This window comes from Salinarchaeum chitinilyticum, assembly GCF_055390775.1.
Window position 1 is genome coordinate 1,579,980 of the sequence record NZ_AP043888.1, and the last position, 24,832, is coordinate 1,604,811.

24 protein-coding genes and 2 tRNA genes are annotated in these 24,832 nt (G+C 67.8%); 15 read left to right on the forward strand and 11 right to left on the reverse strand.

The window, feature by feature from the left end; all coding sequences use genetic code 11:
* Positions 1-60: 60 nt before the first annotated feature.
* Positions 61-1,305, reverse strand: coding sequence for a DUF7978 family protein (locus ACZ5KP_RS07710; protein ID WP_460922871.1), 1,245 nt, complete (start codon positions 1,303-1,305; stop codon positions 61-63).
* Between the two features lie 240 nt (positions 1,306-1,545).
* Here ACZ5KP_RS07710 and ACZ5KP_RS07715 point away from each other — a divergent pair, with 240 nt between their 5' ends.
* Complete coding sequence (locus ACZ5KP_RS07715; protein WP_460922869.1) at positions 1,546-3,033, forward strand: cryptochrome/photolyase family protein; 1,488 nt, start codon at positions 1,546-1,548, stop codon at positions 3,031-3,033.
* A 40-nt stretch (positions 3,034-3,073) separates the two neighbouring features.
* Here ACZ5KP_RS07715 and ACZ5KP_RS07720 read toward each other — a convergent pair whose 3' ends face one another.
* Positions 3,074-3,940 (reverse strand): ribonucleotide-diphosphate reductase subunit beta, encoded by an 867-nt coding sequence (locus ACZ5KP_RS07720; RefSeq protein WP_460922867.1) that lies wholly within the window; start codon positions 3,938-3,940, stop codon positions 3,074-3,076.
* 255 nt (positions 3,941-4,195) lie between these two features.
* Positions 4,196-4,270: transfer RNA gene (locus tag ACZ5KP_RS07725), tRNA-Val, on the reverse strand.
* Between the two features lie 156 nt (positions 4,271-4,426).
* On the opposite strand from ACZ5KP_RS07725, the gene ACZ5KP_RS07730 reads away from it, so the two are divergent.
* Positions 4,427-5,035, forward strand: a complete 609-nt coding sequence (locus tag ACZ5KP_RS07730; protein WP_460922865.1) for a hypothetical protein — start codon at positions 4,427-4,429, stop codon at positions 5,033-5,035.
* 42 nt (positions 5,036-5,077) lie between these two features.
* On the opposite strand, the gene ACZ5KP_RS07735 is transcribed toward ACZ5KP_RS07730, so the two are convergent.
* Positions 5,078-5,872 (reverse strand): NAD+ synthase, encoded by a 795-nt coding sequence (locus ACZ5KP_RS07735; RefSeq protein WP_460922863.1) that lies wholly within the window; start codon positions 5,870-5,872, stop codon positions 5,078-5,080.
* Positions 5,873-6,122: 250 nt separating this feature from the next.
* On the opposite strand from ACZ5KP_RS07735, the gene ACZ5KP_RS07740 reads away from it, so the two are divergent.
* The 4 genes from ACZ5KP_RS07740 (at position 6,123) to ACZ5KP_RS07755 (ending at position 9,141) form a co-directional block, all read left to right on the forward strand.
* Positions 6,123-6,193 (forward strand) — tRNA-Gly (locus tag ACZ5KP_RS07740).
* Positions 6,194-6,696: 503 nt separating this feature from the next.
* Positions 6,697-7,731, forward strand: coding sequence for an LLM class flavin-dependent oxidoreductase (locus tag ACZ5KP_RS07745; RefSeq protein ID WP_460922861.1), 1,035 nt, complete (start codon positions 6,697-6,699; stop codon positions 7,729-7,731).
* 106 nt (positions 7,732-7,837) lie between these two features.
* Positions 7,838-8,539, forward strand: coding sequence for a TVP38/TMEM64 family protein (locus ACZ5KP_RS07750; RefSeq protein ID WP_460922859.1), 702 nt, complete (start codon positions 7,838-7,840; stop codon positions 8,537-8,539).
* 179 nt (positions 8,540-8,718) lie between these two features.
* Positions 8,719-9,141 carry a DUF7575 domain-containing protein gene (locus ACZ5KP_RS07755; RefSeq protein ID WP_460922857.1) on the forward strand — a complete coding sequence of 141 codons (423 nt, stop codon included), beginning with the start codon at positions 8,719-8,721 and terminating at the stop codon, positions 9,139-9,141.
* A 27-nt stretch (positions 9,142-9,168) separates the two neighbouring features.
* On the opposite strand, the gene ACZ5KP_RS07760 is transcribed toward ACZ5KP_RS07755, so the two are convergent.
* Positions 9,169-9,783: a TetR/AcrR family transcriptional regulator gene (locus tag ACZ5KP_RS07760; RefSeq protein ID WP_460922855.1), complete on the reverse strand. Its 615-nt coding sequence runs from the start codon at positions 9,781-9,783 to the stop codon at positions 9,169-9,171.
* Between the two features lie 317 nt (positions 9,784-10,100).
* On the opposite strand from ACZ5KP_RS07760, the gene ACZ5KP_RS07765 reads away from it, so the two are divergent.
* Complete coding sequence (locus ACZ5KP_RS07765; protein WP_460922852.1) at positions 10,101-11,552, forward strand: MATE family efflux transporter; 1,452 nt, start codon at positions 10,101-10,103, stop codon at positions 11,550-11,552.
* 213 nt (positions 11,553-11,765) lie between these two features.
* The gene (locus ACZ5KP_RS07770; RefSeq protein WP_460922849.1) at positions 11,766-12,815 is read left to right on the forward strand and encodes a phytoene/squalene synthase family protein; all 1,050 of its coding nucleotides are present in this window, start codon (positions 11,766-11,768) and stop codon (positions 12,813-12,815) included.
* A 112-nt stretch (positions 12,816-12,927) separates the two neighbouring features.
* Here ACZ5KP_RS07770 and ACZ5KP_RS07775 read toward each other — a convergent pair whose 3' ends face one another.
* The 4 genes from ACZ5KP_RS07775 to thiE all read right to left on the reverse strand — a co-directional run bounded on the left by ACZ5KP_RS07775 (position 12,928) and on the right by thiE (position 16,664).
* The gene (locus tag ACZ5KP_RS07775; protein WP_460922846.1) at positions 12,928-13,527 is read right to left on the reverse strand and encodes a HalX domain-containing protein; all 600 of its coding nucleotides are present in this window, start codon (positions 13,525-13,527) and stop codon (positions 12,928-12,930) included.
* Positions 13,528-13,815: 288 nt separating this feature from the next.
* Complete coding sequence (locus tag ACZ5KP_RS07780) at positions 13,816-15,081, reverse strand: AGE family epimerase/isomerase (RefSeq protein ID WP_460922844.1); 1,266 nt, start codon at positions 15,079-15,081, stop codon at positions 13,816-13,818.
* A gap of 75 nt (positions 15,082-15,156) precedes the next feature.
* Positions 15,157-16,011: a hydroxyethylthiazole kinase gene (thiM, locus tag ACZ5KP_RS07785; protein WP_460922841.1), complete on the reverse strand. Its 855-nt coding sequence runs from the start codon at positions 16,009-16,011 to the stop codon at positions 15,157-15,159.
* Positions 16,008-16,664, reverse strand: coding sequence for a thiamine phosphate synthase (gene thiE / locus ACZ5KP_RS07790; protein WP_460922838.1), 657 nt, complete (start codon positions 16,662-16,664; stop codon positions 16,008-16,010). Before thiE ends, thiM begins: the two co-directional genes overlap by 4 nt.
* Positions 16,665-16,902: 238 nt before the next feature.
* Here thiE and ACZ5KP_RS07795 point away from each other — a divergent pair, with 238 nt between their 5' ends.
* The 5 genes from ACZ5KP_RS07795 (at position 16,903) to ACZ5KP_RS07815 (ending at position 21,055) form a co-directional block, all read left to right on the forward strand.
* Positions 16,903-18,030: a multicopper oxidase domain-containing protein gene (locus ACZ5KP_RS07795; RefSeq protein ID WP_460922835.1), complete on the forward strand. Its 1,128-nt coding sequence runs from the start codon at positions 16,903-16,905 to the stop codon at positions 18,028-18,030.
* A gap of 162 nt (positions 18,031-18,192) precedes the next feature.
* Positions 18,193-18,357, forward strand: a complete 165-nt coding sequence (locus ACZ5KP_RS07800) for a hypothetical protein (RefSeq protein ID WP_460922832.1) — start codon at positions 18,193-18,195, stop codon at positions 18,355-18,357.
* Positions 18,354-18,524 (forward strand): hypothetical protein, encoded by a 171-nt coding sequence (locus ACZ5KP_RS07805; RefSeq protein WP_460922829.1) that lies wholly within the window; start codon positions 18,354-18,356, stop codon positions 18,522-18,524. Before ACZ5KP_RS07800 ends, ACZ5KP_RS07805 begins: the two co-directional genes overlap by 4 nt.
* Positions 18,525-18,770: 246 nt before the next feature.
* Positions 18,771-19,865, forward strand: coding sequence for an MBL fold metallo-hydrolase (locus tag ACZ5KP_RS07810; protein WP_460922826.1), 1,095 nt, complete (start codon positions 18,771-18,773; stop codon positions 19,863-19,865).
* Positions 19,866-20,047: 182 nt separating this feature from the next.
* Positions 20,048-21,055 carry an AAA family ATPase gene (locus ACZ5KP_RS07815; protein ID WP_460923434.1) on the forward strand — a complete coding sequence of 336 codons (1,008 nt, stop codon included), beginning with the start codon at positions 20,048-20,050 and terminating at the stop codon, positions 21,053-21,055.
* Between the two features lie 86 nt (positions 21,056-21,141).
* Here the strand turns inward: ACZ5KP_RS07815 and ACZ5KP_RS07820 are convergent, their stop codons facing one another.
* A complete protein-coding gene (locus tag ACZ5KP_RS07820) occupies positions 21,142-21,462 on the reverse strand; it encodes a DUF5783 family protein (RefSeq protein WP_460922823.1) in 321 nt (106 codons plus the stop codon).
* Between the two features lie 121 nt (positions 21,463-21,583).
* Here ACZ5KP_RS07820 and ACZ5KP_RS07825 point away from each other — a divergent pair, with 121 nt between their 5' ends.
* Together ACZ5KP_RS07825 and ACZ5KP_RS07830 are read left to right on the forward strand one after the other, a co-directional pair.
* Entirely contained in the window at positions 21,584-21,805 is a 222-nt protein-coding gene (locus ACZ5KP_RS07825; RefSeq protein ID WP_460922821.1) for a hypothetical protein, read from the forward strand.
* Between the two features lie 128 nt (positions 21,806-21,933).
* Positions 21,934-23,070: a thiolase family protein gene (locus tag ACZ5KP_RS07830; RefSeq protein ID WP_460922817.1), complete on the forward strand. Its 1,137-nt coding sequence runs from the start codon at positions 21,934-21,936 to the stop codon at positions 23,068-23,070.
* Between the two features lie 504 nt (positions 23,071-23,574).
* On the opposite strand, the gene ACZ5KP_RS07835 is transcribed toward ACZ5KP_RS07830, so the two are convergent.
* The gene (locus tag ACZ5KP_RS07835) at positions 23,575-24,471 is read right to left on the reverse strand and encodes a coiled-coil protein (RefSeq protein WP_460922814.1); all 897 of its coding nucleotides are present in this window, start codon (positions 24,469-24,471) and stop codon (positions 23,575-23,577) included.
* Between the last annotated feature and the right edge of the window lie 361 nt (positions 24,472-24,832).

Here is a 24,832-nt window from a genome sequence, read left to right on the forward strand (position 1 = left end):
GCGAGGGCGAACGAGCGAGAGGACGAGGAAGGCGGGAGTAGCAGGGCGAATCGGGCGGCGCTACTCCGCCTGCTGGGGCGCACCGCTCGCGGCCGCCGACTCCGCGGGCGCGGACTCTTGCTGGCTCGCAGCGACTTTCGCGCCAACGGCGCCGCCGATCCCCGCCGCGAACGCGGCGAGCAACACGCCGGCAACGAGCAGGACCTGCGGGAGGATCGCCCCGAACATCACGTTGGCGTCGTGGATCAGCTCCTCGCGAACGGCCTCCTCGGTGCCGGTTCCGTAGAGCTCGTTGTAGAGGAAGTTCATCCGCTGGGCGAGCACGGCGATCGTCAGGAGAGCGACGCCGAGGAGGTAGCCAGCCGCCGTCCGGGCACCGGCGCCGAGACCCCGGATCGGATCGGTGACCGACTCGCGGTAGACCAGAACGCCGGCGGCGACCGCCGGACCGAGCAACAGCACCAGCGCGATCCCGCCCGGGCCGACGACGCCCGGATCCGTGCTCGTTCCCGACGGCGAGTAGTCGAGGAGGTAGCTCTGCTGGCCCGGTGTGATCGCGACGCCGAGATCGACGAAGAGTTTCCCGAGGTAGGGGAGATACTCGTCGGCGCCGGAGAGGTCGGTGAGCCCGGCGGCGCCGATCGGGTCCTCGACGAAGTTCCAGAGCGCGATCATCGCCAGGAAGCCGAGGAGACCGACGCCGGCGGCGCGCAGCGAGAGCACGTCGATACCGACCCGTCGCGCCGCGCCGATCCCGGCGAAGACGACCGGATAGACGATCGCCGCGATCAGGAGCCGGAGCACGTCCGGGCTCGCCCCGCTCGGGGACATGACGTACGCCGCGAGGAAGGTGAGCGCACCGAAGACCACCACGAGCGAGACGCCGCCGACCCAGGCCTCGAACCGACCGCCCGGCGTCGATCGCCGCGCGTCGGTCGCGTACTCGCCGGCGAGGACGTAGCCCGCGACGACCAGGACGACCGCCGGGACGAGGTAATGGAGGAAAACGCCCGCACCCCAGAAGTTCGAACGCATCGAGCCGTAGGTCAGCTGGGTTGCCGTCGTACTGCCTCCCATCGGAAGCGAGATCTCGTAGAGCCCACCCATCCCTTCGACGTACGCCCAGGTGGCGACGTCCGTCGTGCCGGAGCCGTCGCGATCGGCACCGGAGATCGCGACGATGACGAAGCTGAGCACGTAGCCCACCAGCCACGCGCCGCCGCCGATCGCCGCCGTTCGTTGCCAGTCGATCCGATCGCGCATCTGCTCGAGATGCGGTCGCAGTGCACCGTTTGACCCTTCCATACACGCAAACACAGAAAATTAATTGAAATAAATTTCGGAAACGAAGTCAGTGCCGCTCTACGAGTTCCCGTCTTGGAACGGACGACGTGGAACACTCCTTGCCGAAACACACCTGTCGAGGAGATCGTCACGTCAAGACACGCCTGCGAACATCCGCCGCGACGGCCGAGGGCCGCAGGAGCGCGAACGAGATCCGCCGACAAACGCGCTTTGATGCGCCTGGGGCCCCGACGGTGCGGCGTGCCCGTTCACTGGCATCGCCGAGACCTGCGTCCGGCGGACAACGTCGGGCTCGCGAACGCGGCCGCCGAAGTCACCGGCGACGGCGCGAGCCTCGTCCCGCTGTTCGTCCTCGACGACGCGTTGCTGGCCCACGCCGGCCCGCCGCGGGTCGCCTTCCTCCGCGACGCCCTCGAGTCCCTGCGCGGGTGGTACCGCGAGCGGGGCAGCGACCTGCTGGTCGCTCGCGGCGATCCCCGGGAGGTCGTCCCCGAGATCGCCGCCGAACACGACGCCGACCTCGTCACCTGGAACCGCGACTACTCGAAGATCGCCCGCGACCGGGACGCCGCGGTCCGGCGCGAACTCGCCGACCGCGACGTCGATCGAGCTTCCTACGACGACGCCGTCTGCCACGCACCCGGATCGATCCTCACCAGCGAGGGCGAGCACTACTCCGTCTTCAGCTACTACTGGCGGAAGTGGGCCAATCGCGACCCCGGCGAGCCACCCGGGCCGCCGGCCTCCGATGCGCTCGCGAGCGCCGAGAGGATCGAGACCGTCGCGAACGACGCCGATCGGGTCGAAGCGTTCGCTCGCGACGGGAACTCCGGGGACCAGGCCGGGCCGATCCCGGCGCTCGCCGACTTCGGCATCCCGGAACCGAGCGCGGACGTCCAGGCTGGTAGCCGCGCGGATGGGCTCGACCGCCTCCGTCGCTTCTGTGACGGCTCGATCTACGAGTACGACGATCTGCGCGACGACCCCGCGGCCGCGGCCACCTCCCGACTCTCGCCTCACCTCTCGTTTGGCACGCTGGGGCCCAGGGAGGTGCTTGCAGCCGTCGAATCGGCGAAAGCGGAGGCGCCCGACGCGGACGCTCGCGAGAACGCCGAGGAGTACCGCCGGCAACTCTGCTGGCGTGAGTTCTACGCACAGGTGCTCGCGGACAACCCCGAGATGCCGACGCAGCCGCTCAACACGTTCGAGAATCCGATCGAGTGGCGCGACGATCCCGAGGGGCTGCAGGCCTGGAAGGACGGCGAGACGGGCTACCCGATCGTCGACGCAGGGATGCGCCAGCTCCGCGAGGAGGCGTACGTGCACAACCGCCTGCGGATGATCGTCGCGAGCTTCCTCACGAAGGACCTCATGATCGACTGGCGGGCGGGCCTCGCGTGGTTCCGGCGGTGCCTCGTCGATCACGACGTCGCCAACGACGCTGGCGGCTGGCAGTGGGCCGCCTCCGTCGGCGTCGACGCACAGCCGTATTTCCGGGTGTTCAACCCCGTCACCCAGGGCGAACGCCACGATCCCGACGCCGAGTACATTCAGCGATACGTGCCCGAACTGCGGGACGTCGAGCCAGACGTGATCCACGACTGGACGGAGCTCTCACCGACGCAGCGCCGTCAAACCGCCCCGGCGTACCCCGCGCCGATCGTCGATCACGCCGAGCGCCGCGAGGAAGCCATCGCGATGTTCGAGCGGGCGCGCGGAGAGTCGTAGAATCGCTGGCGGCGACGCGAGATCGCTCGTCGGCCACCGATCACGACGGGTCGGGCGCCGTGATCTCCTCCATTCGCTCGGCGTGCTTTTCCATCGCGTACCCGACGAGGTCGATGTCGACCTCCGTCTGTGGCTCCCCATCGCCAGCCTCCTGGCTGGCCGTGAGCGACCCCTGCACGAGGCCGGCCAGCTCCCCGACGGTGTCGGAGATGAGGTCGGGGTCGACGCCCTCCTCGTGGACGAGGGTGCGGAGCTTCGAGACCCCGAACCCGACGTGGCGTCCCTCGTCGCCCTGGATCAACAGGACGCCCTCGACCAGCCCGGGCAGCGTCGGCGTCGCGTCGTACTCCTCGCCGTAGAGCGTCTGGAGCGCGTGGTAGCCCGTCCGGGCGAAGATCCCCTCGACGACGAGGTGGTAGACGCTGTAGGCCCGGGCCCGCGCTTCCGGGGAGTCGTCGGTCAGTAGCTCCTGCAGGTGGGCCTCCTGGCGGTCGAACAGCGCCTCGTAGTCCGAGTCGAACCACCGATCGTCGGTCGGCGTGGTGACCTCGAGACCCCGCTCGCGCTCGACCGGCGTGATCACCTCCCGCCAGTACCGGTCGAAGAAGTCGGCGTGTTTCGCCTCCTCGTAGAGCTGGGTGGCGACGAACGACTGGTCCTCGACGTCTTCGAGGACCACCGCCAGCGGCGCGAGGTCGGCGGTGACCGACTGCTCGCCCGCCCCGAACTTCGCGAGTGCGTCGCGGAGCCCGTCGAGCGCCGACGCCGGAGCGTCGAGGAGGGCGTCGACGTCCGCCTCGAGGACCACCTCGGCCGGATCCCAGTGGCGGCCGACCTCCGTCCGGTAGTACCGGTAGCTCCGGTGGTCGCGGTCGATGCCGGTCGGCGGTGGGGCTGCGGAGTCCATACGCGAAAATGGGCATGGAATGCTATAAGTTCCCAAGGAGCATTCGGACCGCCGAAAACGCAAGGGAGCAGGTACTGCCTCGTGAGGGGACGTCGTGCGTCGTCGCTGGCAGAGGAAGGGGCGGAATTGAACCTCGCCGAGACGGTCGTCCTCACTCCGTTCGGACGCTGCGACTCGTCTGGTTCAATTCCTTCGTCACGCCACTTTTCGTGGCCGTCGCTCCTCGCTTCGCTCGTCGCGTGAGGCCACGAAAAGTGGGTTGGGGCGGAATTGAACCGCCGATCTCCTCCATGTCAAGGAGGTGTCATAACCGGACTAGACCACCAACCCGCGGTGCATCTCCGGATTCGCCACGGCTCCAATAAAGGGTTTCGATGTCGGGGACAGCGGGCGACTCCGTCCCACGGGACCGGACCGGACACGGCCGGCGCGGCGCCCCACTCGTCCGAAACCGTTGTATCGCTCGGGTGCCGACGTTCCGGGAAGATGGCCGACTGCGACTACTGCGAACAGTCCTTTCCCGACGAGGGCTCGCTCCTCGAGCACATGGGAGAGGCCCACGAGGGCGAGCTGGGACGCATCGACCAGCGCCGCGTCGCGGACCACCGCGGCGACGGCGGCACGGAGCTCTCGACCACGATCGGCTACGCGGTGATCGGGATCGTCTTCGTCGCCGTGATCGGTGGCGCTGTGTACGTCGCCGTCGGCGCGTTCAGCGAGTCACCGCCCGAGCGAATCCACGAGCACGGGACGATCAACATGACCGTCGAGGGTGAGCGGATCGCCTTCGCCAGCTCCCAGTACACCACCCCGACGGATTTCCACTTCCACGGCAGCGGTCCGGAATGGCACATGCATCCCAGCCCGCCCGAGCGATTGACCCTCGCCGAGGCGATGGGCCGGCTCGGAATCGAGCTGACCGAGAACTCGATCACAGTGGAGGGGGAGACGTACAATGCGAGCGATCCCGGAACGAATCTGACGATCGAGGTCAACGGTGAGTCGGTCGATCCCGCGACGTACGAACTCCACGGCAGCGGCCCGAACCCGCAGGAGGGCGACCACATCAGGATCGTCGTCGAGACGGAGAACTGACCGCGACGATCGCCGAACTGGGACGTTCACTCCGTCGCTTTCTCACTCCAGCGGTGCCGGCGCAGGCGGCATCGCGCGCTTGTGCTCGCTCCGTTCGTGCAGTTCCCGCACCCGCTCGACAGTCTCGGGATCGACGTCGAGCTCCCGCGCGGTCGCGTCGGCCGACAGCGGCCCGTCGACGTGGAGCGCCAGGATGGGATCGAGGTCCTCGTAGGACAGCCCCAGCTCCGCCTCGTCGGTCTGGCCGGCCCAGAGCCCAGCCGTCGGCGGCTTCTCGACGATCGCCTCGGGCACGCCGAGTTCGCGGGCGAGCTGGCGCACCTGGACCTTGTAGAGATTCCCGATGGGATGGCAGTCCACCGCGCCGTCGCCGTACTTCGTGAAGTAGCCCACGAGCGCCTCCGAGCGGTTCCCCGTGCCGAGCACCAGCCGGTCGTCGTGGTTCGCGACGAGGTAGCCACACACTGCGCGCAGCCGCGCGCGGGCGTTTCCGATAGCGACCCGATCGTCGGCGATCTCGGGGAACCCGTCGAGCACCGAGTCCACCATCCCGCCGATCGGCACGACGTCGTAGGCGATGCCCAGCTCCTCGGCCACCAGCTCGGCGTCGCTCATGTTCTCGTCCATGCTGACCGTGCCGGGGAGGACCAGCCCGCGGACCGACTCCGCACCGAGCGCCTCGACCGCGAGCGATGCCGTCGTGGCGCTGTCGATGCCGCCGGACAGCCCGATCACCGCGCCGTCCGCGCCTGCAGCGTCGACCTGGGACCGGACGAACTCGACGACGTGCTCGCGACGCGCCGCGAGTTCGGCCTCGGAGAATCGAAGATCTACCATTGGCGGAGCCTTCGTCATCGGCCCCCAAATAGCCGTCCGTCGGCGCAAATTGCTGGACGGTCGTGGAGTCACCGCGGAGCGCTACGTTGAAGTGCGCGACTCCGGTACGATGGAGTACTCACCGCGTTCCAGCGCGCCGGCGTCTCGCCGAAGTCGTGAGGCGAGGCACGGGGCGAGTGAACGAGCGCCGGTGTCCTGCCGAGCGAAGCGAGGCGGGGCTCGGCGCGCGAGCGAACGAAGTGAGCGATGCGCGCCGGTGGTCTAGTGGTAGGACATGAGCTTCCCAAGCTCATAGCCCGGGTTCAACTCCCGGTCGGCGCATTCGAGGCGCGAACGAAGTGAGCGCCTCGGTACAGCGAACGGCGAGCGGAGCGAGCCGTGAGCGCATCCTGCGGCGTCGTCGCGATCGTAGTGAGCGACGGCTCGGAGCAGCTTGCTGCTCCGGTGAACGAACGTGAGGAGCAACTGCGCCCGCCGGGAGTTGAGCCCGGGAAGTCGCAGCCCGCACAGGCGAGCGAAGCGAGCCGAGCAGGACCGTCTTCCTCCGGTTCAACTCCCGGTCGGCGCACTCCCTTCGGTCGTTCACCGGAAACGTCGCTTCGCTCCGTTTCCGAGCCCGGTCTCACTATGCTCGACCGGATGTCGACCGACCTGCTGGCGAGCACGGCGAGCCAGCGCACGCGAGACGAGCGTTGCGAGTCTCGCGGTGTTCGCAGAACCGTTGGTTCTACTCAGTCCCGGTCGGCAACACGCCCTCACCAACGCGCCTCGACTGCCGGAGACAACGACCTTTCCCGGATCCTCCTCCTACGGCAGCTATCCAGATGGACTGCTCGATCGTCGACATCGCCCCGGTACGGAACGGCGAGACCGCGACGGACGCCTACGAGGACACGATCGACCTCGCCCAGCGAGCCGAGGAGCTCGGCTACTCGCGCTTCTGGGTCGCGGAGCACCACGGGCTCGCGAACGCGATCGCGAGCACGACGCCGGAGGTGCTGATCGCTCGCCTCGCCGCGGAGACGGAGTCGATCCGCGTGGGCTCCGGAACGGTGTTGCTCAACCACTACAGCCCGTTCAAGGTCGCGGAGACGTTCGCCAGCCTCGACGCGCTCGCGCCGGACCGAATCGACCTCGGGCTCGGCCGGGCGACGGGGATGCCCGCCGCCGACCGCGCGCTGCGATCCGGCGTTCCCCACCAGCAGTCGGGCGCCGATCACGCCGCGAAGATCGAGGAGACGGCACGGCACGTCTACGGCGGCTTTCCCGACGACCACCCCTACAGCGACATCGTCATTCCCCGCTCGGCCAACGGCACGCCGGAGGTGTGGGTGCTCGGGTCGAGCCCGTCGAGCGCCGAGATCGCGGGGAAGCTCGGCCTTCCGTACGCGTTCGCGGCGTTCATCCGGCCGACAGTCGCCGGGCAGGCGATGGAGCGCTACAGAGCGGCTTTCGAGGACTCCGAGTTCGATCGGGGGCTGACCGAGCCCCATAGCATGCTCGCCGCCAACGTCGCCTGCGCGGAGACAGACCACGAGGCGGCGAAGCTCCGGGCGTCCTCGGAGGCGGCCTACCAGCGGATGGCCAAGGGTGCGTTCGGCCCGCCGCCGACCGTCGAGGAGGCCATCGACGAGATCGGTGGCGTGCCGGAGCCCACGTCGGCGTCGATCGCGGACTCCCCCAGCGCGTGGCCGCGCGCGATCTCGGGGAGCCCGGAGACGGTCGGCGCGCTGCTCGAGGGGATGACCGACGCCGTCGGCGCCGACGAGGTCGTCGTCCAGAACCTGATCGAAGATCCCGACGACCGGATCCGGTCCCACGAGCTGATCGCCGAGGGCGTCGGGCTCGAGGGCCGGTAACGATCACAGGGATAGAGAACGACCACGCGGACAGAGACTGGACAGGTGGTCGGCGCTCCGGACCAGCACAGAAAGTTCTTGAGTGGGGCACCCGCGTATCGAAACGATGGAGGTGTTCTCCTCCCGGCGAGACCGCTGGCGAGCAGCCCTCGGGCTGCTCGTCGTCGTGCTTGCGTTCGTCGGGCTTTACGTCGCGCTCCAACGCTACGCGCCGTTCGTCTTCGACGACGAGGAGCTCCGGAACTGGATCGACCAGTTCGGCGCGCTCGCGCCGCTGGTCTTCGTGGTGATCCAGGCGGTGCAGGTCGTCGTCGCGCCGATCCCCGGGCAGGTCGTCGCGCTCGTCGCAGGCTACCTTTTCGGGTCGATCGCCGGCACCGTCTACAGCCTCGTCGGCGTCCTCATCGGCAGTGCGATCGCCTTCCTCCTGGCCAAACGGTACGGCCGATCCTTCGTCGAGGACATCCTCGACGAGGACGTGGTGAAGCGGTTCGACGGGTTCGTCGACCGGGTCGGCATCGCGGGGCTGATCGCGTTCGTCCTCGTGCCGGGACTGCCCGACGACGTCATCTGCTTTTTCGCCGGCCTCACGCAATGGTCGCTCAAGACGTTCATGATCGTGATCACGATCGGACGCCTGCCGGCGTACGTGATCACGGTGTACGCCGGCGGCCAGTTCGCGAGCGGGCAGTTCCTCTCCGCGCTCGCGCTGGTCGGGATCGTGATCTCGCTCTCGCTGTTCGGCCTCCGCAACCAGGAGCAGATCCAGCAGCTCGTCCAGCGGCTCGAACCGAAACTCCCGTTTTGACGCCTGCTGCAGTCCGACGGTACGGAACCGTCGACTGCCCGAACCCCCGCGTACGAATTCGTTCACCGCGACGACGTCGTCCCGGTTCCGGCGAAGCACGTCGCCGGGAGCTCGTTCCCCCCAGAGCGCCGCCGATAGTAGTATGAAGACTTATGGCTGACTGACCAGTTAGTCAACGTATGAGCCGATCCGTCGGTCGGAAACGGCCATGGCTCGCTGCGGCGCTCGCGACGCTCTTCACGGGGCTCGGGCACTGCTACCTCCGTCGATGGCGCCGAGCGCTGGGATGGATCGCTGGTGCGGTCGCAGTGGCGGTGCTATTCGTCGATCCGGGAGCGCTCGAGGCGCTGGCGACCGGCGGGACCGTCGATCCGGTCGCGGTCGCGCCGGTGTTCGTCCTCGGAGGGCTCAGTGCCGTCGACGCCTACCTTCTCGCCCACGTCCAGAACGCGGCCGTTCGGCTGTCCGCCGCCACGGAAGGGCAGCGCACGCACTGTCCCACGTGTGGAAAGGAACTGGACCCGATGCTGGAGTTCTGTCACTGGTGTACGACGGAACTCGAGGACGCGAACGTCGCTAGCTCGGACGACGGAGACGCATGAGAATGGCATACTGCTCCGTCTCGGGACTCACTCGTCACTCGCTGGCTGCTCGTCGAGGAGGATAGAAGTCACGTACTCCTCCGCCGTCCGTCTGGCCGTCTCCAGCGCCGCCGTGTCGTCGAGGACGACTGCTCGCGTGCGGGCGCCGTCGACGATCGTGAGGAGCGATCGCGCGACGTGCTCGGCGTCGGCGTCCGCGAACACGCCCTCGGAGATCCCGTGGTCGATCACCGTCCTGAGCACGTAGCGAACGTACTCGTCGTTCTGCTGGAATCGCTCGCTGAAGGCCGGTTTGTACGGCGCCTGACTTCGCATCTCCAGCATGGCGATCAGCAGATCCGGATGATCCTGTGGGGTGACGAGCAGCTTGTCGAGCAGCAGGTCGAGCCGTTCCTCGGGTGCGGTCGTCTCGACTTCGTGGATCGTCTCCACGAACTGGTCGAGGATGAAATCGAGAAACGCGGCGAGCAGATCGTCCTTGGTATCGTAGTGGTAGTGGATCGCTGCGGTCGATTTGCCGTACTCCGCGGCGATCCGCTTGATCGTGAGGTCGGCGTACCCGTGCTCGCGGAGCGCGCGATACGTCGCTCGCATGATCTCCTCGTCCGGATCCGAGGAGGAGCGCTCCGGCGTGTCGGCCATTGGTCGATCATTCGTTGGGGACCGGTTAACCGTTTTGACTCTGTCGTCAGATCGTGCCAGTGGATCAAAGAGGTAGTAGAGCAGCCTTCGAGCCGTTATCCGTCTCCTTCGCCGATATGCCGATGGTTCCAAAGCCTTTTGACTAACCGATTAGTAAGTTCCTGCAACCAACGTATGGAGGCCGCACTCGTCTGTACCGTTCGGAGCACTTCGCGTCGCGGGAGGCCTGGACGGCCCAGCGCCGGTTCCGTTCGACCGATCGCCGACCGCAGGACTGCCGCCCACGAAACCGACGATCCGGCGGAGGCAACGGACTGATGGGCGTCCGCAGACGCCTCGACTCGCTGTTCCGGGGTCCCGAGGAGTTCGACCTGACGTCCGGCGGCATCGGGAAGCCGCTCTTCTTCCTCTCGATGCCGATCGTCGTCACGAACCTCTTCCAGACCGCCTACAACCTCGCGGACACGTTCTGGCTCGGCCAGTACAGCACGGACGCGCTCGCGGCGATCAGCTTCGCGTTCCCGATGGTGTTCCTGCTGATATCCCTGGGGATGGGGATCTCCGTCGCCGGAAGCGTGCTCGTGGCCCAGTACACCGGCGCCGGGGAGGAATCCGAGGCCGAGTACGCGGCGTCCCAGACGGTGACGTTCGCCGTGATCGCGTCGGTTCTGCTCGGTGGCATCGGCTACCTTCTGGTCGAGGAGTTCCTCGGGATCATGGGCGCCTCCAAGGACGTGTTACCCCTCGCGACGAGCTACATGGAGGTCATCTCGCTGGGGCTGCTGTGCATGTTCGGATTCGCGGTGTTCGTCGCGCTCATGCGGGGCTACGGCGACACGATCACGCCGATGCTCGTGATGTTCGGATCGGTGGTCCTCAACATCGTCATCGATCCGTTCCTCATCTTCGGCTGGGGGCCGTTCCCCGAGCTCGGCATCCAGGGTGCCGCCATCGCCACGGTGTTCTCGCGGGCGCTGGCGCTGGTCGTCGGGCTCGCGATCATGTTCCACGGGTCGCGTGGCGTCCAGATCAACCTCCGGGATATGGCGCCAGACCTCGGCTATCTGCGCCGTCTCGTGCGGATCGGTCTCCCCGCCTCGATCGAGGGGACCGGCCGAGCGGTGTCCATGAACCTCCTGCTGTTCATCGTCGCGCTCTTCCCCGACGCCGTCGTCGCCGCCTACGGCATCGGGACGCGCATGTTCTCCGTCGTCTTCCTCCCCGCGATCGCCGTCGCCCGCGGCGTCGAGACGATGACCGGCCAGAACATGGGCGCGGGCAAGCCGGAGCGGGCCGAGCGGGCCGCCGGGCTCGCGGCCAAGGTACTCTTCGGCGTACTCACGGTCGCCGGGATCGTCGTCTTCCTGTTTCCCGAACCCCTCGCGTCGGTGTTCGTCGGGAGCGACCAGGCGAACGGCGACCGGGTCGTCGAGGTCGCCTCGCAGTTCCTGCGCTACGTCGCGCTCACCTTCGGGTTCATCGGGATCATGCGGGCGTACACCGGGAGCTTCCGTGGTGCCGGAAAGACGCTCACCGCGGCAGCGATATCGGTGGTGATGCTCGGCGTCGTCCGGTTCCCGATCGCGTGGATCGGCGCCGAGGCGATCGGCGAGGCGGGAATCTGGCTGTCCTTCGCGATCTCCAACGTCGTCGGCGCGGCGATCGCCTACGCGTGGTATCGACGCGGGACGTGGCGCGAGGAGGACCTCACGAACGCGACCGCCGACGTCGGCGATCCCAGCGTCGAACCAGTGGCCACCGATGACTGACCGGCGGTGGGATCCCGCCGGCTGTCCGAAGCCGGAAATTGCAAGCATTCGGAGACCGTCGGTAGGGGCAGACGAACGAATGCTACGGCCCACAACCGTACAGCGCTCCGAAGCAGTCCCCCGAACCGCTGCTTCCTCCACGATCCCCGCCGCCGCGGCAGGACGGCCCAGTCCATCCCTCGGGACCCGGGCGAACGAACGGGGGCCCCGTTCGTGATCGCCCGCTCGCCCCAGCCCGACCTCGAGTGGTGTCACGAGGCCGTTCAGGGCGTCTCGCGAACGTTCGCGCTCACCGTCGACGTGCTCGAGGAGCCGATGGCGACCGAGATCTGTCTGGGCTACCTCCTCTGTCGGGTCGCCGATACCGTCGAGGACGCCAGCCACATTCCGCCCGCCGAGCAGGTGGCGCTGCTCGAGAGCTACGACGCGGCGCTCGGTCCCGAACGCGACGTCACGATGGCGCACTTTCGCGAGGCGGTCGACGAGTGGCTGCCGGCACCCGCCGAGCGAACGGACGACTGGACCGTCGTCGCGAAGGCGCCGACGATCTGGGCGACGTTCGCCGAACAGCCCGAGGACGTCCAGCAGGCCATCGTGCCGCCGGTGCGCGAGATGGTCACCGGCATGGCGACGTTCGTCGATCGCTACGCCGACACCGGCGGCCTGCGAATCGACGACCGCACCGAGCTCGAATCCTACTGCTACTACGCCGCCGGCACGGTCGGGACGCTCATCACGAACCTGCTCACTCGTGGCGACGTCGCGCCCGAGCGCTCGCGGGTGCTGTACGAGACGGCCGACTCCTTCGGCCTCCTCCTGCAGCTCGTGAACGTCTCGAAGGACGTCCACGACGACTACACCGAGGAGAACAACGTCTACCTCCCGGCGGAGTGGCTCGCCGCCGAAGACGTCGCCCAGGACGCCGTGCTCGAGCCGGACAACCGCGACGCCGCTGCGGCCGTCGTCGACCGGACGGCCCGCTACGCCCAGACGTTCCTCGACGACGCGCAGACGTACCTCGAGGCTGCGCCCCAGGTCTTCGGCAACACGATTGCAGCCTGGTCGATCCCCTACCTGCTGAGCGTCGGCACGCTCCGCGAGCTCCGTACCCGGCCGGCGGACGCACTCACCGAGGCGGGCGTCAAGGTCTCGAAACAGGAAGTCTTCGCCGTGATGGAGGCCGCCCACGACGCCGAACGGGAGTCACTGGCCGACGTTCGCGAGACGATTGCCCGCGAGCCGTTTCACCTCACGATCCAGTAGCGGGCAGGGCGGGCAGCCAGCCACCGCCGGAAGAACGCATTCTCCAGGAGCGGCGACCGATAGCGAGAACGCTCTATGAAAGAGGGCGTAGGTGCGCAGAAGGTGTGCCGCGTCACTCGACGACGCGGCTCGGCTCACTGGACTCCGCGGAATCGTCGAGCGAGCGGAACAGAGCCTCGAAGTCGCGGTGTTCGAACCTGTCGACGCAGTGCTCGAGGTTCGCCTCGAGGTCGTCGATCTGGCCCGTGAACTCCTGGTAGCGCTCGTCGTCGAGCTCCGCGCTGGACTTGTGCTCTTCGAGGACGCTGCGCTTGGAGACCAGCGCGAAGTAGCGCTGGAGGGAGTCCGCGTAGGTGTGGCGCGCGAGCAGCCGTTCGATCGTCCCGATGAGCTCGCCGCGGGTGAGCGGTTTGACCACGTACTCGTCGAACCCCATCTCGAGGATGTCGAAGTCGGGCTCGACGGCGGTCGCCATCGCGACGCTGCAGTCGCTCCTCTCGCGGATCGCCGCGAGCACTTCGTCGCCCGGTCGGCCGGGCAGACGGCGGTCGAGGACGACGACGTCGACGCTCTCGTCGAATATCTCGACGGCTTCGTCGCCGTCGTGGGCGATCGTGACGCCGTAGTCGTCCTCGAGCCAGCTTTCGTAGAGCCGGGCGATCTCCGGACGGTCCTCGACGATCAGGACGGATGCTCGGTTGGCAGTGCTCATGGGTGGGCTCGGGCTCTGGGTGTGAACAATGCACGCGAACTCGTGAGTAAAGTGTTATGGCCATTGGCCACGGCGGGCCGAAACCTCGATAGAAGCCCGCTATCCGCCGATATGTGCAACCTTCTCGGTGATCCGACGTAGATTCATCTGCGAGGACGCTGTACTGATCTCGCGGGAGACGCGGGGGAGACGGGGCTGAGAATACTCCGGAGCCTGGCGACGACGCGCGTGTACCGGACTGGCGCCGGCCGCACAGACGGCCGCCAGTGAACGCTCGTCAGGTGTCGGCTATTCCGCCGCCAGCAGGTCGAGACACTCGATCATCGCGCGGCCGTTGTGGTAGGCGCCCTTGTAGAGCGCGCCCTTCCGACCGACGGGCTCGAGGTCCTCGGTGACCCCGGAGTGCCACTCGCCGACCTCGTGGTCGATCTGGTACTCCTCGAGGAAGTTCCAGGTCTGCTCGAAGACCGACGCGTAGCGCTCCTCGCCGGTCAGCTCGTACATCCGCAGCGCGGAGGTCAGCACTTCCGCCTGGACCCACCAGGCCTTCACGCGGTTCGTCGCGGGCTCGCCGAGCGGGCCGAAGAAGTAGAACCCGCCGTGCTCGTCGTCGTAGCCGTACTCCAGCGAGTAGTCCCACAGCGTCGTGTAGAAGTCCTCGAACAGCTCCTGGGAGAGCCCGAGCGCGTCGACGGCGTCCATGACGAGCCAGACGTTCTCGAGGTCGTGGCCGTAGGACGCCAGTGCGAGATCGCCAAGCTGGGGCTCCCAGTCGGGCGCGTACTTGTCGGTGCAGGCGCCGACGCCCTTGCGGAACACGGTGTTCGTGCAGATGTGCAGGAGTTCCTCCAGTTGGTCGCTGCCCGCGCCCGTCGCCCGGTGGTACTCCGTGAAGGACTCCATCAGGTGGAGGTGCGTGTTCATCAGCTTGAAGGAGGCGTCGAGCTCCTCGTCGTCGGACTCCTTGGTCGACCAGTCGGGCTCGATGCCGTCGAGGTAGGTCCGCCCCTCCAGGATCGGCGTCCAGTCCGGCTCGAAGTACTCGACGTAGCCGCCGTTCTCGTCGTCGTGCGCCTCCGTCTCGAACAGCTCGACCAGCTCGTCGGCGTACTCGCGCGCCTGGTTGCTCCCCGTCGAGAGGCCGCTGTCGAAGGCGCGGTCGAACTCCGCGAGCGCGTAGAGGCCAAAGGACTGGCCGTACATGTGCTTGTTCGGCTTCGTGACGGTGCCGTCGCGTTCGACCTGCCAGTAGAAGCCGCCGTGCTCGTCGTCCCACATCTCTTCGAGGAGAAAGTCGAGGCCCTGCTCGGCGGCCTCGCGGTAGTCGCCGTACCCCTCGCGGTCGAGTCGCGAGAAGAACCAGACGAAGCGGGCCTGGGTGACGATCTGCTTCTCCGACGTGCCGGCGAACTCGCCCGCTGCATCGTAGCTGGTGACGTAGCCGCCGTGTTCCTCGTCGATGCAGCGCGGGTACCAGAAGTCGACGATGGACTCGTCGAGGGCCGTCTCCAGTGCCGGCGCGTACTCCTCGCCGAGCGTGCTGAGATCTCCCATACCAGGAATCGCTCGGCGCGGAAATTAGTCGTTGCGTTCGTGCGCCGATACCGCGACGGTGGCTGCCGCCGCGCGCTATCGCTCCGCGACCAGTTCGACCCGCGACGCAAGTTCGCCGTCGTCGACGCTTCCCGCTTCCATCGCCGCGACAGCGTCCTGGAACGCCGTCCGGTAGCTCGCGGGGCCGTTCCACTGCTCGTCAGCCGCGGCGGCTCGCTCGCCAGCGATGCCGAAGGCGGCCGTGCCGGCGATCGCCGCGTCGAGGATCCGCTCGACGCCGAGCCCGCCCGCGAAGACGGCCTCGGTGACGCCGAGCATGCAGCCGCTGCCGACGAAGCTGCCCATCATCGGATCGCCACAGGCGATTTCGTACGCCACGGTATCGTCAGCGACGACGTCGACCTCGCCGCTCGCGACCACGACCGCGTCGCTGTCGGCTGCGAGCGCCATCGCGGTCTCGGCGATCTCTGAGTACTCGCCGACGGACTCGACGCCCTGGACCTCCGCGTCCTCGCCGGCGAGCGCGGTCACCTCGCCGTAGTTGCCCTTGACGATCGAGACGCCGACCTCGTCGAGGATCCGCTCGGCGACCGCGTCGCGGGTGGGCGTTGCGCCGGCGCCGACCGGGTCGAAGGCGACGGGGGCGCCGCCCTCGTTGGCGGCCTGCCCGGCGGCGATCATCGCGTCCTCGTCCTCGTCGACGGTGCCCATGTTGAGGTACAGGCCCGCCGCCGCACCGGCCATGTCCTCGACCTCGCGGGGATCGACGGCCATCACCGGGAGGCCGCCCCAGTGGAGCGTGACGTTGGCGACCTCGCTGACGGTCACGTCGTTGGTCATGCAGTGGACGAGCGGCGGCTGTTCGGCGATCGCGCCGAACGCGTCGGGGAGCGTGACGTCGAGGGCGAACGCGCTGTTCGCGTCGCTCATCGGGCGGCCACCCCCTGTGAGACCGCGCTGGCGAGATCGCGCGTCGCGGCGGCGGGATCCTCGGCCTGCGTGATCGCGGAGATCACGGCGATGCCCTCCGCGCCCGCGGCGACGACGTCACCGGCATTCTCGGCGTCGATGCCGCCGATGCCGACCAGCGGGAGGTCGGTCGCCTCGCGGACCGCGCGGATGCCCTCCGGCCCGAGATCGCTCTCCTCGGGCGGCTTGTCCTTCGAGTCGGTGGGGTAGATCGCGCCGACGCCGAGGTAGTCCGCGCCAGCGTTCTCCGCGGCGCGGGCGGCCTCCGGCGTCGAGACCGAGCGGCCCACGATCGCGTCCGGGCCCAGCTGCTCGCGGGCGACGGCGACGGGCAGGTCTTCGTCGCCGAGGTGGACGCCGTCGGCGTCGACGGCGATCGCAAGATCGATCCGGTCGTTGACGATCAGCGGGACGTCCGCCGCCGCGGTCAGTTCGCGGAGCTCGCGACCGAGATCGTAGCGCGTGCGCGCTGGTGCGTTCTTCTCCCGGAGCTGGACGACGTCGACGCCGCCGTCGATCGCTGCCTCGACGATCTCGATCGTGCCTCGGCCGGCCGACGCGTCGGCCTGCGTGACGAGGTAGACGATCGGATCGTCGTCGGTAAGGACGCTCATCGACTGCACTCGGTGACGAGGGGATTTGGGTGTGGTGCCTCGCGGTGGTCAACCGACGAGACGGTGAGGATCGTCGCCAGTACCGGAGGAGGAGGATCGCCGCTCGTAATCGCTTTCGCTCGCTGCACGGGCAGTATCGTGTTACGGACTCTCGCTCCGAACGCGTGCGGTGGCGTTCCCACGAACTGGAAACTGGCAGTGGGGGTGTATTTCCCGGCTACCAACCGCTAAATACACGATGACGAACACAATCGGTGCACCCGGCTCGGAGTGGACGCGTCGAGACTTCGCGAAGGCGACCGGCGGGGTCGGGCTGCTCGGCCTTGCTGGCTGCACGGTGCCCGACCAGATCGGCTCGGCTGCCGCGGGAGTCCAGAGCGACCTTCCGGCCGCGGGCCCGCCGCAGGTCGTCGACGTCACCGAGCAGAACAACGAGGTGACGCTGCGCTCGGTCACGTCCCACCTCCCCGTCCACCCTGAGAGCTCGATGGGCGGTCCCGTAACGCTTCCGCGCGTCTGGGCGTGGCAGGCCGACGATCGTGAGCCCAGCGTCCCCGGGCCGATCATCCGGACCCAGGAGGGAGAGGACATCGAGGTCACGCTGGACAACACCGACGCGGACATGCCCCACACGGTGCACTTCCACGGCGTCTCGAAGACGTGGGAGAACGACGGCGTCCCGACGACGACCGGGATCACCGTCCAGCCCGGCGAGTCCCACACCTACGAAATCCCGGCGAACGTGCCCGGCACGCACCTCTACCACTGCCACTTCCAGACCCACCGGCACATCGACATGGGGATGTACGGCTTCTTCCGCGTCGACCCGGAGGGGTACGAGCCCGCCGACCAGGAGCTGTTCATGACGGTGAAGGACTGGGACTCCCGACTCAACCGGATGCTCAACGGCGAGGACGTGTCTTACTCGCCGCGGGATCGCCACCCGGACGTGTTCACGATCAACGGCCGCTCGGCGCCGCGGACGCTCCACCCCGAGGACGGCTCGCCGATCATCGTTTCCCAGGGCGACACCGTCCGCGTCCACTTCGCCAACAACGGCTACATGAGCCACCCGCTGCACACGCACAACCACCGGTTCCGGCTCGTCGAGAAGGACGGCTCACAGGTACCCGAGGCCGCCCAGTACGAGCAGGACGTGATCAACGTCGCGCCCGCCGAGCGCAAGACCATCGAGTTCGAGGCGAACGCCGATCCGGGCATCTACCTGCTGCACTGCCACAAGGTGTCCCACGCGATGAACGGCAACACCTACCCCGGCGGGATGGTCGGCGGCATCGTCTACGAGGAGGCGATGGAGTCGGACATCTTCGCCGAGCTGATGGACTACGCGGGCTACGAGGGGTAGAGCAGCGATAGCGGGCGGCGATACAGAGCGTCTTTTTCTCCGAGGCGCCACGGAGGCTGTCCAGTCGCAGGACGGCAGCCGGTGGCTCTCGACGCCATATAGAACGGCGGCGGATCGTGGCCTGCGCCAAGGTTAAGCGCGGGGTGTTCGTATGAATCGTTCATGATCGATTTCGCGAGGGACGTGCCACGGTACGACTGCCCCTCCACGACGAACGACGATTTCCCCGGCATCGCCGTCTCGGAGAATCACCGCGGCGAGCGGACGGTGCGCCGACAGGGCGTCGCCGCGCCGGACGGCTCGCGGTCGGGACCACCAGAACGATGACCGACGACGTCGATTCCGTGGATTCGGCGGGCGACGACGCCCCGAGTGGGGAATCGGCGGGGCTGCCGGCACGGATCTGGCAGCGGCTCGTCGCCGCCGCCGGCTGGTTCGCCGACACGTTCCGTGGTCACTCCGGCGCGAACCAGTTCGAAAAGCGCGAGAAGTGACCGGGTCCCCGCCCGTCTGCGATCGCTACAGATACGCTCGAACGAACGCGCGGTGCTCGGCGGCCCGGTCGTCGCGCTCGGCGGGATCGCGGTCCGGGGTGAGCAGGAGCGACTCCGCGTTCGCCAGATTGTAGGCCGGCGGTGCTGCCGCCAGGTTCGCCCAGTCGAGGACGGCGACGAATCAACCGGTCACTGTAGCATCGCCCGTTCACGAACGCATTAGGTCGTGGCGACCGGACTGCAGCTATGTTCGAGCGGCTTGCGATCCCGACGCCGTTCCAGGTCGGGCCCGTCAACACGTACCTCGCCGGGCGGACGGTCGTCGATCCCGGCCCCGAGAGCGAGGACGCGCTGGCGGCCCTGACCGAGGGGCTCGCGGCGAACGACCTCGCACTCGACGACGTGGAGCAGGTGCTGATCACCCACCCGCATCCGGATCACTTCGGGCTCGCGAGCCACCTCCGCGATCACGGCGCGGACGTGCTGACGAGCCCGGCCTCGGCCGGGATCCTGCGGGACTTCGAGGGCCACCTCGACTACGAGCAGTCCTACTTCTCGGCGCTGTTCGAGGCCCACGGGATGGCCCCCGAGACGACCCAGACCGTGACGCAGCTCCCCGAGGCGTTCGTGGAGTACGCGCCCTCGACGGCGGTCGATCGGGAGCTCGCCGACGGCGACGTCGTGACGATCGAGGACGTGGGCGCCACCGGCGGGACCGAACGGCAGGCGACCGACGTCGACGTCACGGTCCGGGAGCTCGTCGGCCACTCCGAGGTCGAACTCGCCTTCGAGTGGGAGGAGTTCGGCGGCGCGGCAGCAGCCAGCGGCGAGGACGGAGGGGAATCGAACGAGACCGCGAGCACCGGGAGCGAGTTCACCGCCATCGTCGGCGACCACGTGCTCCCGGACACGACGCCGAACCCGTTCCTCCAGCCGCCGCCCCGCGATGGCGACGCGACCGCCGTGCCGGAGCACGACGGGCTCGCCGACCTCGACGACCTGCGCTCGCGACAGCTCCCCGCGTTCAACGAGTCGCTGGAGCGACTCCGCGCCGCCGGTCACGATCGGCTGCTCCCCGGCCACGGCGAGCCGATCGCGGATCCGCCGAGCCGGATCGACGAGATCCTCCAACGCCACGAGGAGCGAACCGACGAGGTGCTGGAGATCGTCGACGACGCCACGACGGCGGTCGAGGTCATGCGTGGACTGTTCCCCGATCTCGCGGTCATCGACTACTTCCCGGGGATGAGCGAGGCGCTGGGACACCTCGACGTGCTCGTCGAACGGGGCGAAATCGTGCGCGAGGAGCGGGACGGACAACTGGTCTTCCGGGCAGTTTGAGCCGATCGGCGGGTGCTTCAGTGCGGCCACGCCGGGCCCACGCCGGTCCGTTCCGTGAGGGGGATCCGACGCGAAACGAAGCCACCGGCGCGGGCAAAAGAGCTAACGCCCTCGAACGCCAGCACCGTCACGTGTCGAACGATTCGTCCGCTCCCGGCGCAGACGAGCAACCCGGCGAGCGGATCGGCGACGTCGTCGAGCGAATCCGCGCCCGTCGGGAGGAATCCGAGGAGCGCGGAACCGGCGAAAGCGACGGCGTCATCGCCGACCAGCTCGACGTCGTCGAGAACCGGCTGCTCTCCTTCGGCCGGGCGCTCGGCGGCGAGATCGACGACGTCTCGGAGCTGCCCTTCACGGAGGAGGCCGCCCAGGACGAGATGCCCTCCGCGCTGTACGTGCGCCACGACGAGGTCCTCCTCAACCAGGTGACGAGCTGGCTGCTCCAGGACCAGCACATCGGGCTGGTATCGCCCTACGGGACGGGTAAGACCGCCTTCCGCGAGGTGGCGCTACGCGACCTGCGGGCCCACGACGACTTCGTCGTCGCACACGTCGAGAACCCCCGCGACACCACGCCGCGCCAGCTCTACGGCGAGATGCTCGAAGCCGCCTACGAGGCCGGCTACGAGCTCGATACCGCGCAGTTCACGCAGGCACGCGACGGCATCCCGTGGGCCACCGACGAGGCCAGACAGGCGGTCCGCCAGATGGCCGAGGAGATCCGGGCCGACGACAGGCGCCCGCTCCTGATCGTCGACGAGATCGAGGTGCTCCCCGCCGAACTCCTGTCGCCGCTCCAGACCGCGGGCGACGCCGGCGTCCGGCTGTTCCTGCTCGGGACGCCGGAGGGGAAGGATCGGATCGCGAACCTCCGGGGCACGCTCGACTCCCGGCTGCGCTACTACGAGGGGATCGAGCCCTTCGACGCCGACGCCGTCGAGGAGTACGTCGAGCGGTCCCTGGCCTACATGCGTGGCGAACGCTACGACGGCCAGGACCAGACGCTGTTCACGCGCGACGCGATCGAGGACGTCGCCGAGCGGAGCGGTGGGAACGCTCGCGAGGTTCGCATCGAGTGTCGCGAGCTGTTCACCCGGGCGGCGTTCGTGTGGGACCGCACCGGCCAGTCCATCGACCGGATCCAGGTGACGCCGCAGTTGCGCCACCGCCGGTTCGGGATGGACGGCTGAAGCGGGGTTTCTGTCTGGGAAGGACGGACCATCGAGCACCAGCGAACGGCCCGCCGGGTACCAGCGAACGGCGCGCCAAGTGCCAGCTACTGCACCGAGAACGTCCGCGCGATCTCGGATTCCAGCTCCTCGAGATACACCTCGAGCGTCTTTTCGAATTTCGTCTCGTCGACGAGCGCGCCCTCGAGGCGATCGTAGGGGTCCTCGGGCAGCTCGATCCGGAACTCGCCGTCGCCCTCGTAGAATGGCTCGCTCTCGGCGAGCACCTGCTGGTCGATCGCGTGGACCAGCTCGGAGTCGTAGGCGTCGTTCATCGTCTCGAAGGCGTTCTTGTAGGCGCGCTGGAGCTTCGGGAAGTCCTCGACGTACTTTCGCTCGTCGAAGGTCTCGGGATCGAGATCGCTCATGGCCGAGGAGAGCGGTGGCAGCGGGAAAAGTCGCGCGATCGGGTGGAGCGACGGCGGGCCAGACGGCCGAGACGTGCGTACACAAGACGTATAGGGATCGCGTCGCCAGTCACCGGACACGATGGACGAGATCCTCGAGGTCGCGGACGTACTGGCCGATTCGGGGCTCGAAGAGGCGTTCGCGTGGCTCCTCAGAATCGTCGGCATCATCGCCATTCTCGCCGGGATCGGCGTCTGGCTGTTCGTGGACGTGACGATCCTGGTGCCGATCGGACTGATCGTCCTCGGAATCGTGCTGCTGGCCGTTCCCCAGATCCTGCTGGCGCTGCTGGAACTGGCCTGAGGCGGCCGGGCACGCACTTGGCCTCGCTTCCTCCGTTCGCGTAAGCGCGCAGCCAGCGGCGCGGCAACTCCGCGCGACGAGTCGAGCGTTTGTGAGGCTTTAACACGCTTGCGGGCGTGCGTCCGAGTATGGCAGGGCCGACACCCGTAATCGTTCGCGCGTATCGCACGCCGCAGGGCAAGGAAGACGGCGTCTTCGCCGACGTCCGCAGCGAGGACCTCTCGGTACCGCTGATCGACGAGATCCTCGCGGAGACCGGGCTCGAGGGCGAGCAGATCGACGACCTGATGTGGGGTTGTGCACAGCAGCGCGGCGAGCAGGGCAACAACCTCGCGCGCGTGATCGCCCTCCTCTCGGAGCTGGGCGAGTCCGTCCCCGCGACGACGATCAACCGCTGGTGTGCCTCCTCCATGCAGGCCGTGATCTCGGCGGCGGACGCCGTCGCAGCGGGCAACCGCGACGCCGTCATCGCCGGTGGCGTCGAGTCGATGAGCCGCGTGGCGATGGGCGAGAACACCCACAACGTCCACCCGCGACTCGCCGAACTCTACAACATCGGCGAGCTCCAGATGGGGATGACCGCCGAGGAAGTCGCCGACCGCTACGAGGTGTCCCGGGAGGCCCAGGACGAGTACGCCCTGGAGAGCCATCGGCGCGCCGCTGCCGCCACGGACGAGGGCCGTTTCGACGACGAGCTCGTCCCCATCGAGACCGAGGCGGGGACCGTCGAGGAGGACGAGGGAATCCGCCGGGACACCGACCTCGAGACGCTCGCCGGACTGCCGACTGTGTTCAAAAGCGACGGGACAGTGACGCCCGGTAATGCCTCGCAGGTCAGCGACGGCGCGGCGGCGACGCTCGTCACGAGCGAGGCGTTCGCCGAGGAGCACGACCTCGAGATCATGGCCACCGTCGGCGCGAACAACGTCGCCGGCGTCGATCCCCGCGTCATGGGGATCGGGCCCGTCCCCGCGACGGAGGGGCTGCTCGAGCGCAACGGCCGGTCGATCGAGGAGTACGACCTCGTGGAGCTCAACGAGGCGTTCGCGAGCCAGACGCTCTACGCCCGGGACGAGCTCGGGATCGACCCCGAGCAGTTCAACGTCAACGGCGGCGCGATCGCGGTCGGCCATCCGCTCGGTGCCTCGGGTGCCCGGCTGCCCGTGACGCTGCTCCACGCACTGGAGAAGCGCGGCGGCGGCCGCGGGCTGGCGACGCTCTGCGTCGGCTTCGGCCAGGGCGCCGCTATCGAATTCGAAGTCTGAACGAGGAAGCTGCGGTTTCTGAACTGCGATTTCTGTATACGGAAGCCCCCTCCCGCTCGCGGATTCTAACTCGTTGCGCGCGGCTTCGCTACGCTCAGCCGTGCTTACGTCGTTACAATCCACGACCGGTCGGCCCCTTCCGGAGCCCCACCCACAGGTTTGCGTAGACTGGCCAAACACCGGTGGGAAAGCGCGGTGGCGCGCGTTTCGCGGGTGCGTCAGCACCCGCGTAGCGTGCGAGGGACGACCGAGCGAAGCGAGGGAGGAGGTTGGGGAGGGTTGAGGATGCAGTCGGGTGGGACATCGAAAGGGGCAGAGCGGTCGGCTGTCCCCGGGTGAAGCAAGCACTGCAGTGAGGGAGGTACGACCGAGCGAAGCGCGCAGCGAACCCCGGGATTCCGAGCGCCCTGGGGCTTTCGGACACCCATATATTCTGACTTCAGATCCCAGCAGTCGCTACACGAGAGTGGAAAACGTGAGAAACCGCAGATTACGCGATCGTCTTTAGAGCAGCCCCGTCTTCTGGAGCTTCATCAGGTCCTCGGTGTCGAGGGTCTCGCCGTCCTTGAACTTCTGGTAGATCTCCTCGGCCTCCTCCTTGGCGTCCTCCTTCTTCTCCTGGCGCTCGGTCTTGCGCTCTTCCTCTTCCTCCTTGTCGAGCTCGCGCAGGCGCTTCTGGACGCGCACGAAGTCTTCGTGGTGGCGGTCGGCGGCCTCCTGGGCCTCGACGAAGAGCTCGTGCATCTCGTCGGCCTCGTCACGGATGTCGTCGGCCTCCCGGTAGGCCTCGATCATCTCGTTGTGGTGCTCCTGGGCCTCGTCCGCGAGGGACGTCACCTTGCGGTGGTGCTTGGAAGCTTCTGAGCGGACCTCCTCGGCCTCCTCCTTGAGCCCCTCGAGGTCGCCGGAGTTGTCGAGCTTCTCCTTGCGGGACTGGTACTCCTCCCGCTTCTCCTCGATCTGCTCGATGAGCTCGCGCTCGTCCTCGGAGCTGAGCACCTCGGTCTGCTGCTTGAACTCGAGGTCCTCGATCTCCTCCTCGAGCGTGTCGAGGCTCTTGCCGTCCTCAAGTTCGAGGTCCTCCTTCTCGTCGTCGACCTCGTCGAAGAGCTCGTTGGCCTCCGCGTTGAGCTCGTTGCGCTGTTCCTTGTGGGACTGGACCAGTTCGTTGAGCTCGTCCCGCTTCTCGCGGTGTTCCTGGGCCTCGTCGACCTTCTCGCGGGTCGCGGCGTTGAGGTCGTCCCGCTTGCCGGCCCGCTCGGAAGCCATCTGGTTGAGTTCGTTGCGCCGGTCTCGCAGCTGACCGGCTCGTTTGATCAGTTCGCCCTTCGACTCGGACTCGAGGTCCTCGTCGGTGAGTTCGATGTTATCCGCGTCGTCGAGTGTGTCTACGTCTGCCATGTGTTCAATCGTGCCTCTGTGCCATACTGCACTGGGAGATGGCGTCGCTCCGGAAGCTGACGACCCGCCACAATAGTTCGTGTCGTTCTTCCGCGGGCGATACCACCGACTCCAGTGACGTTCTGGGTACCCACATCTTTCACCTGCCCATTTGTAAAGGTACCGGTGGATTCGCGTGAAAACGGCTAGCACGGGCCTGCTACTGCCGTGTTAGGCCAACACACGGTTGGGAAGGACGTGGTCAGTGGTCCACGGACCTGTTCGTTTCCCGTCGGAAGCGACGATTCCCGCGAGAAAGCGAATCGACGACCCCGACGGCGGCCAGACGCCGGGCTGTCGCGGCACGGTCTGCCCGGGCTCG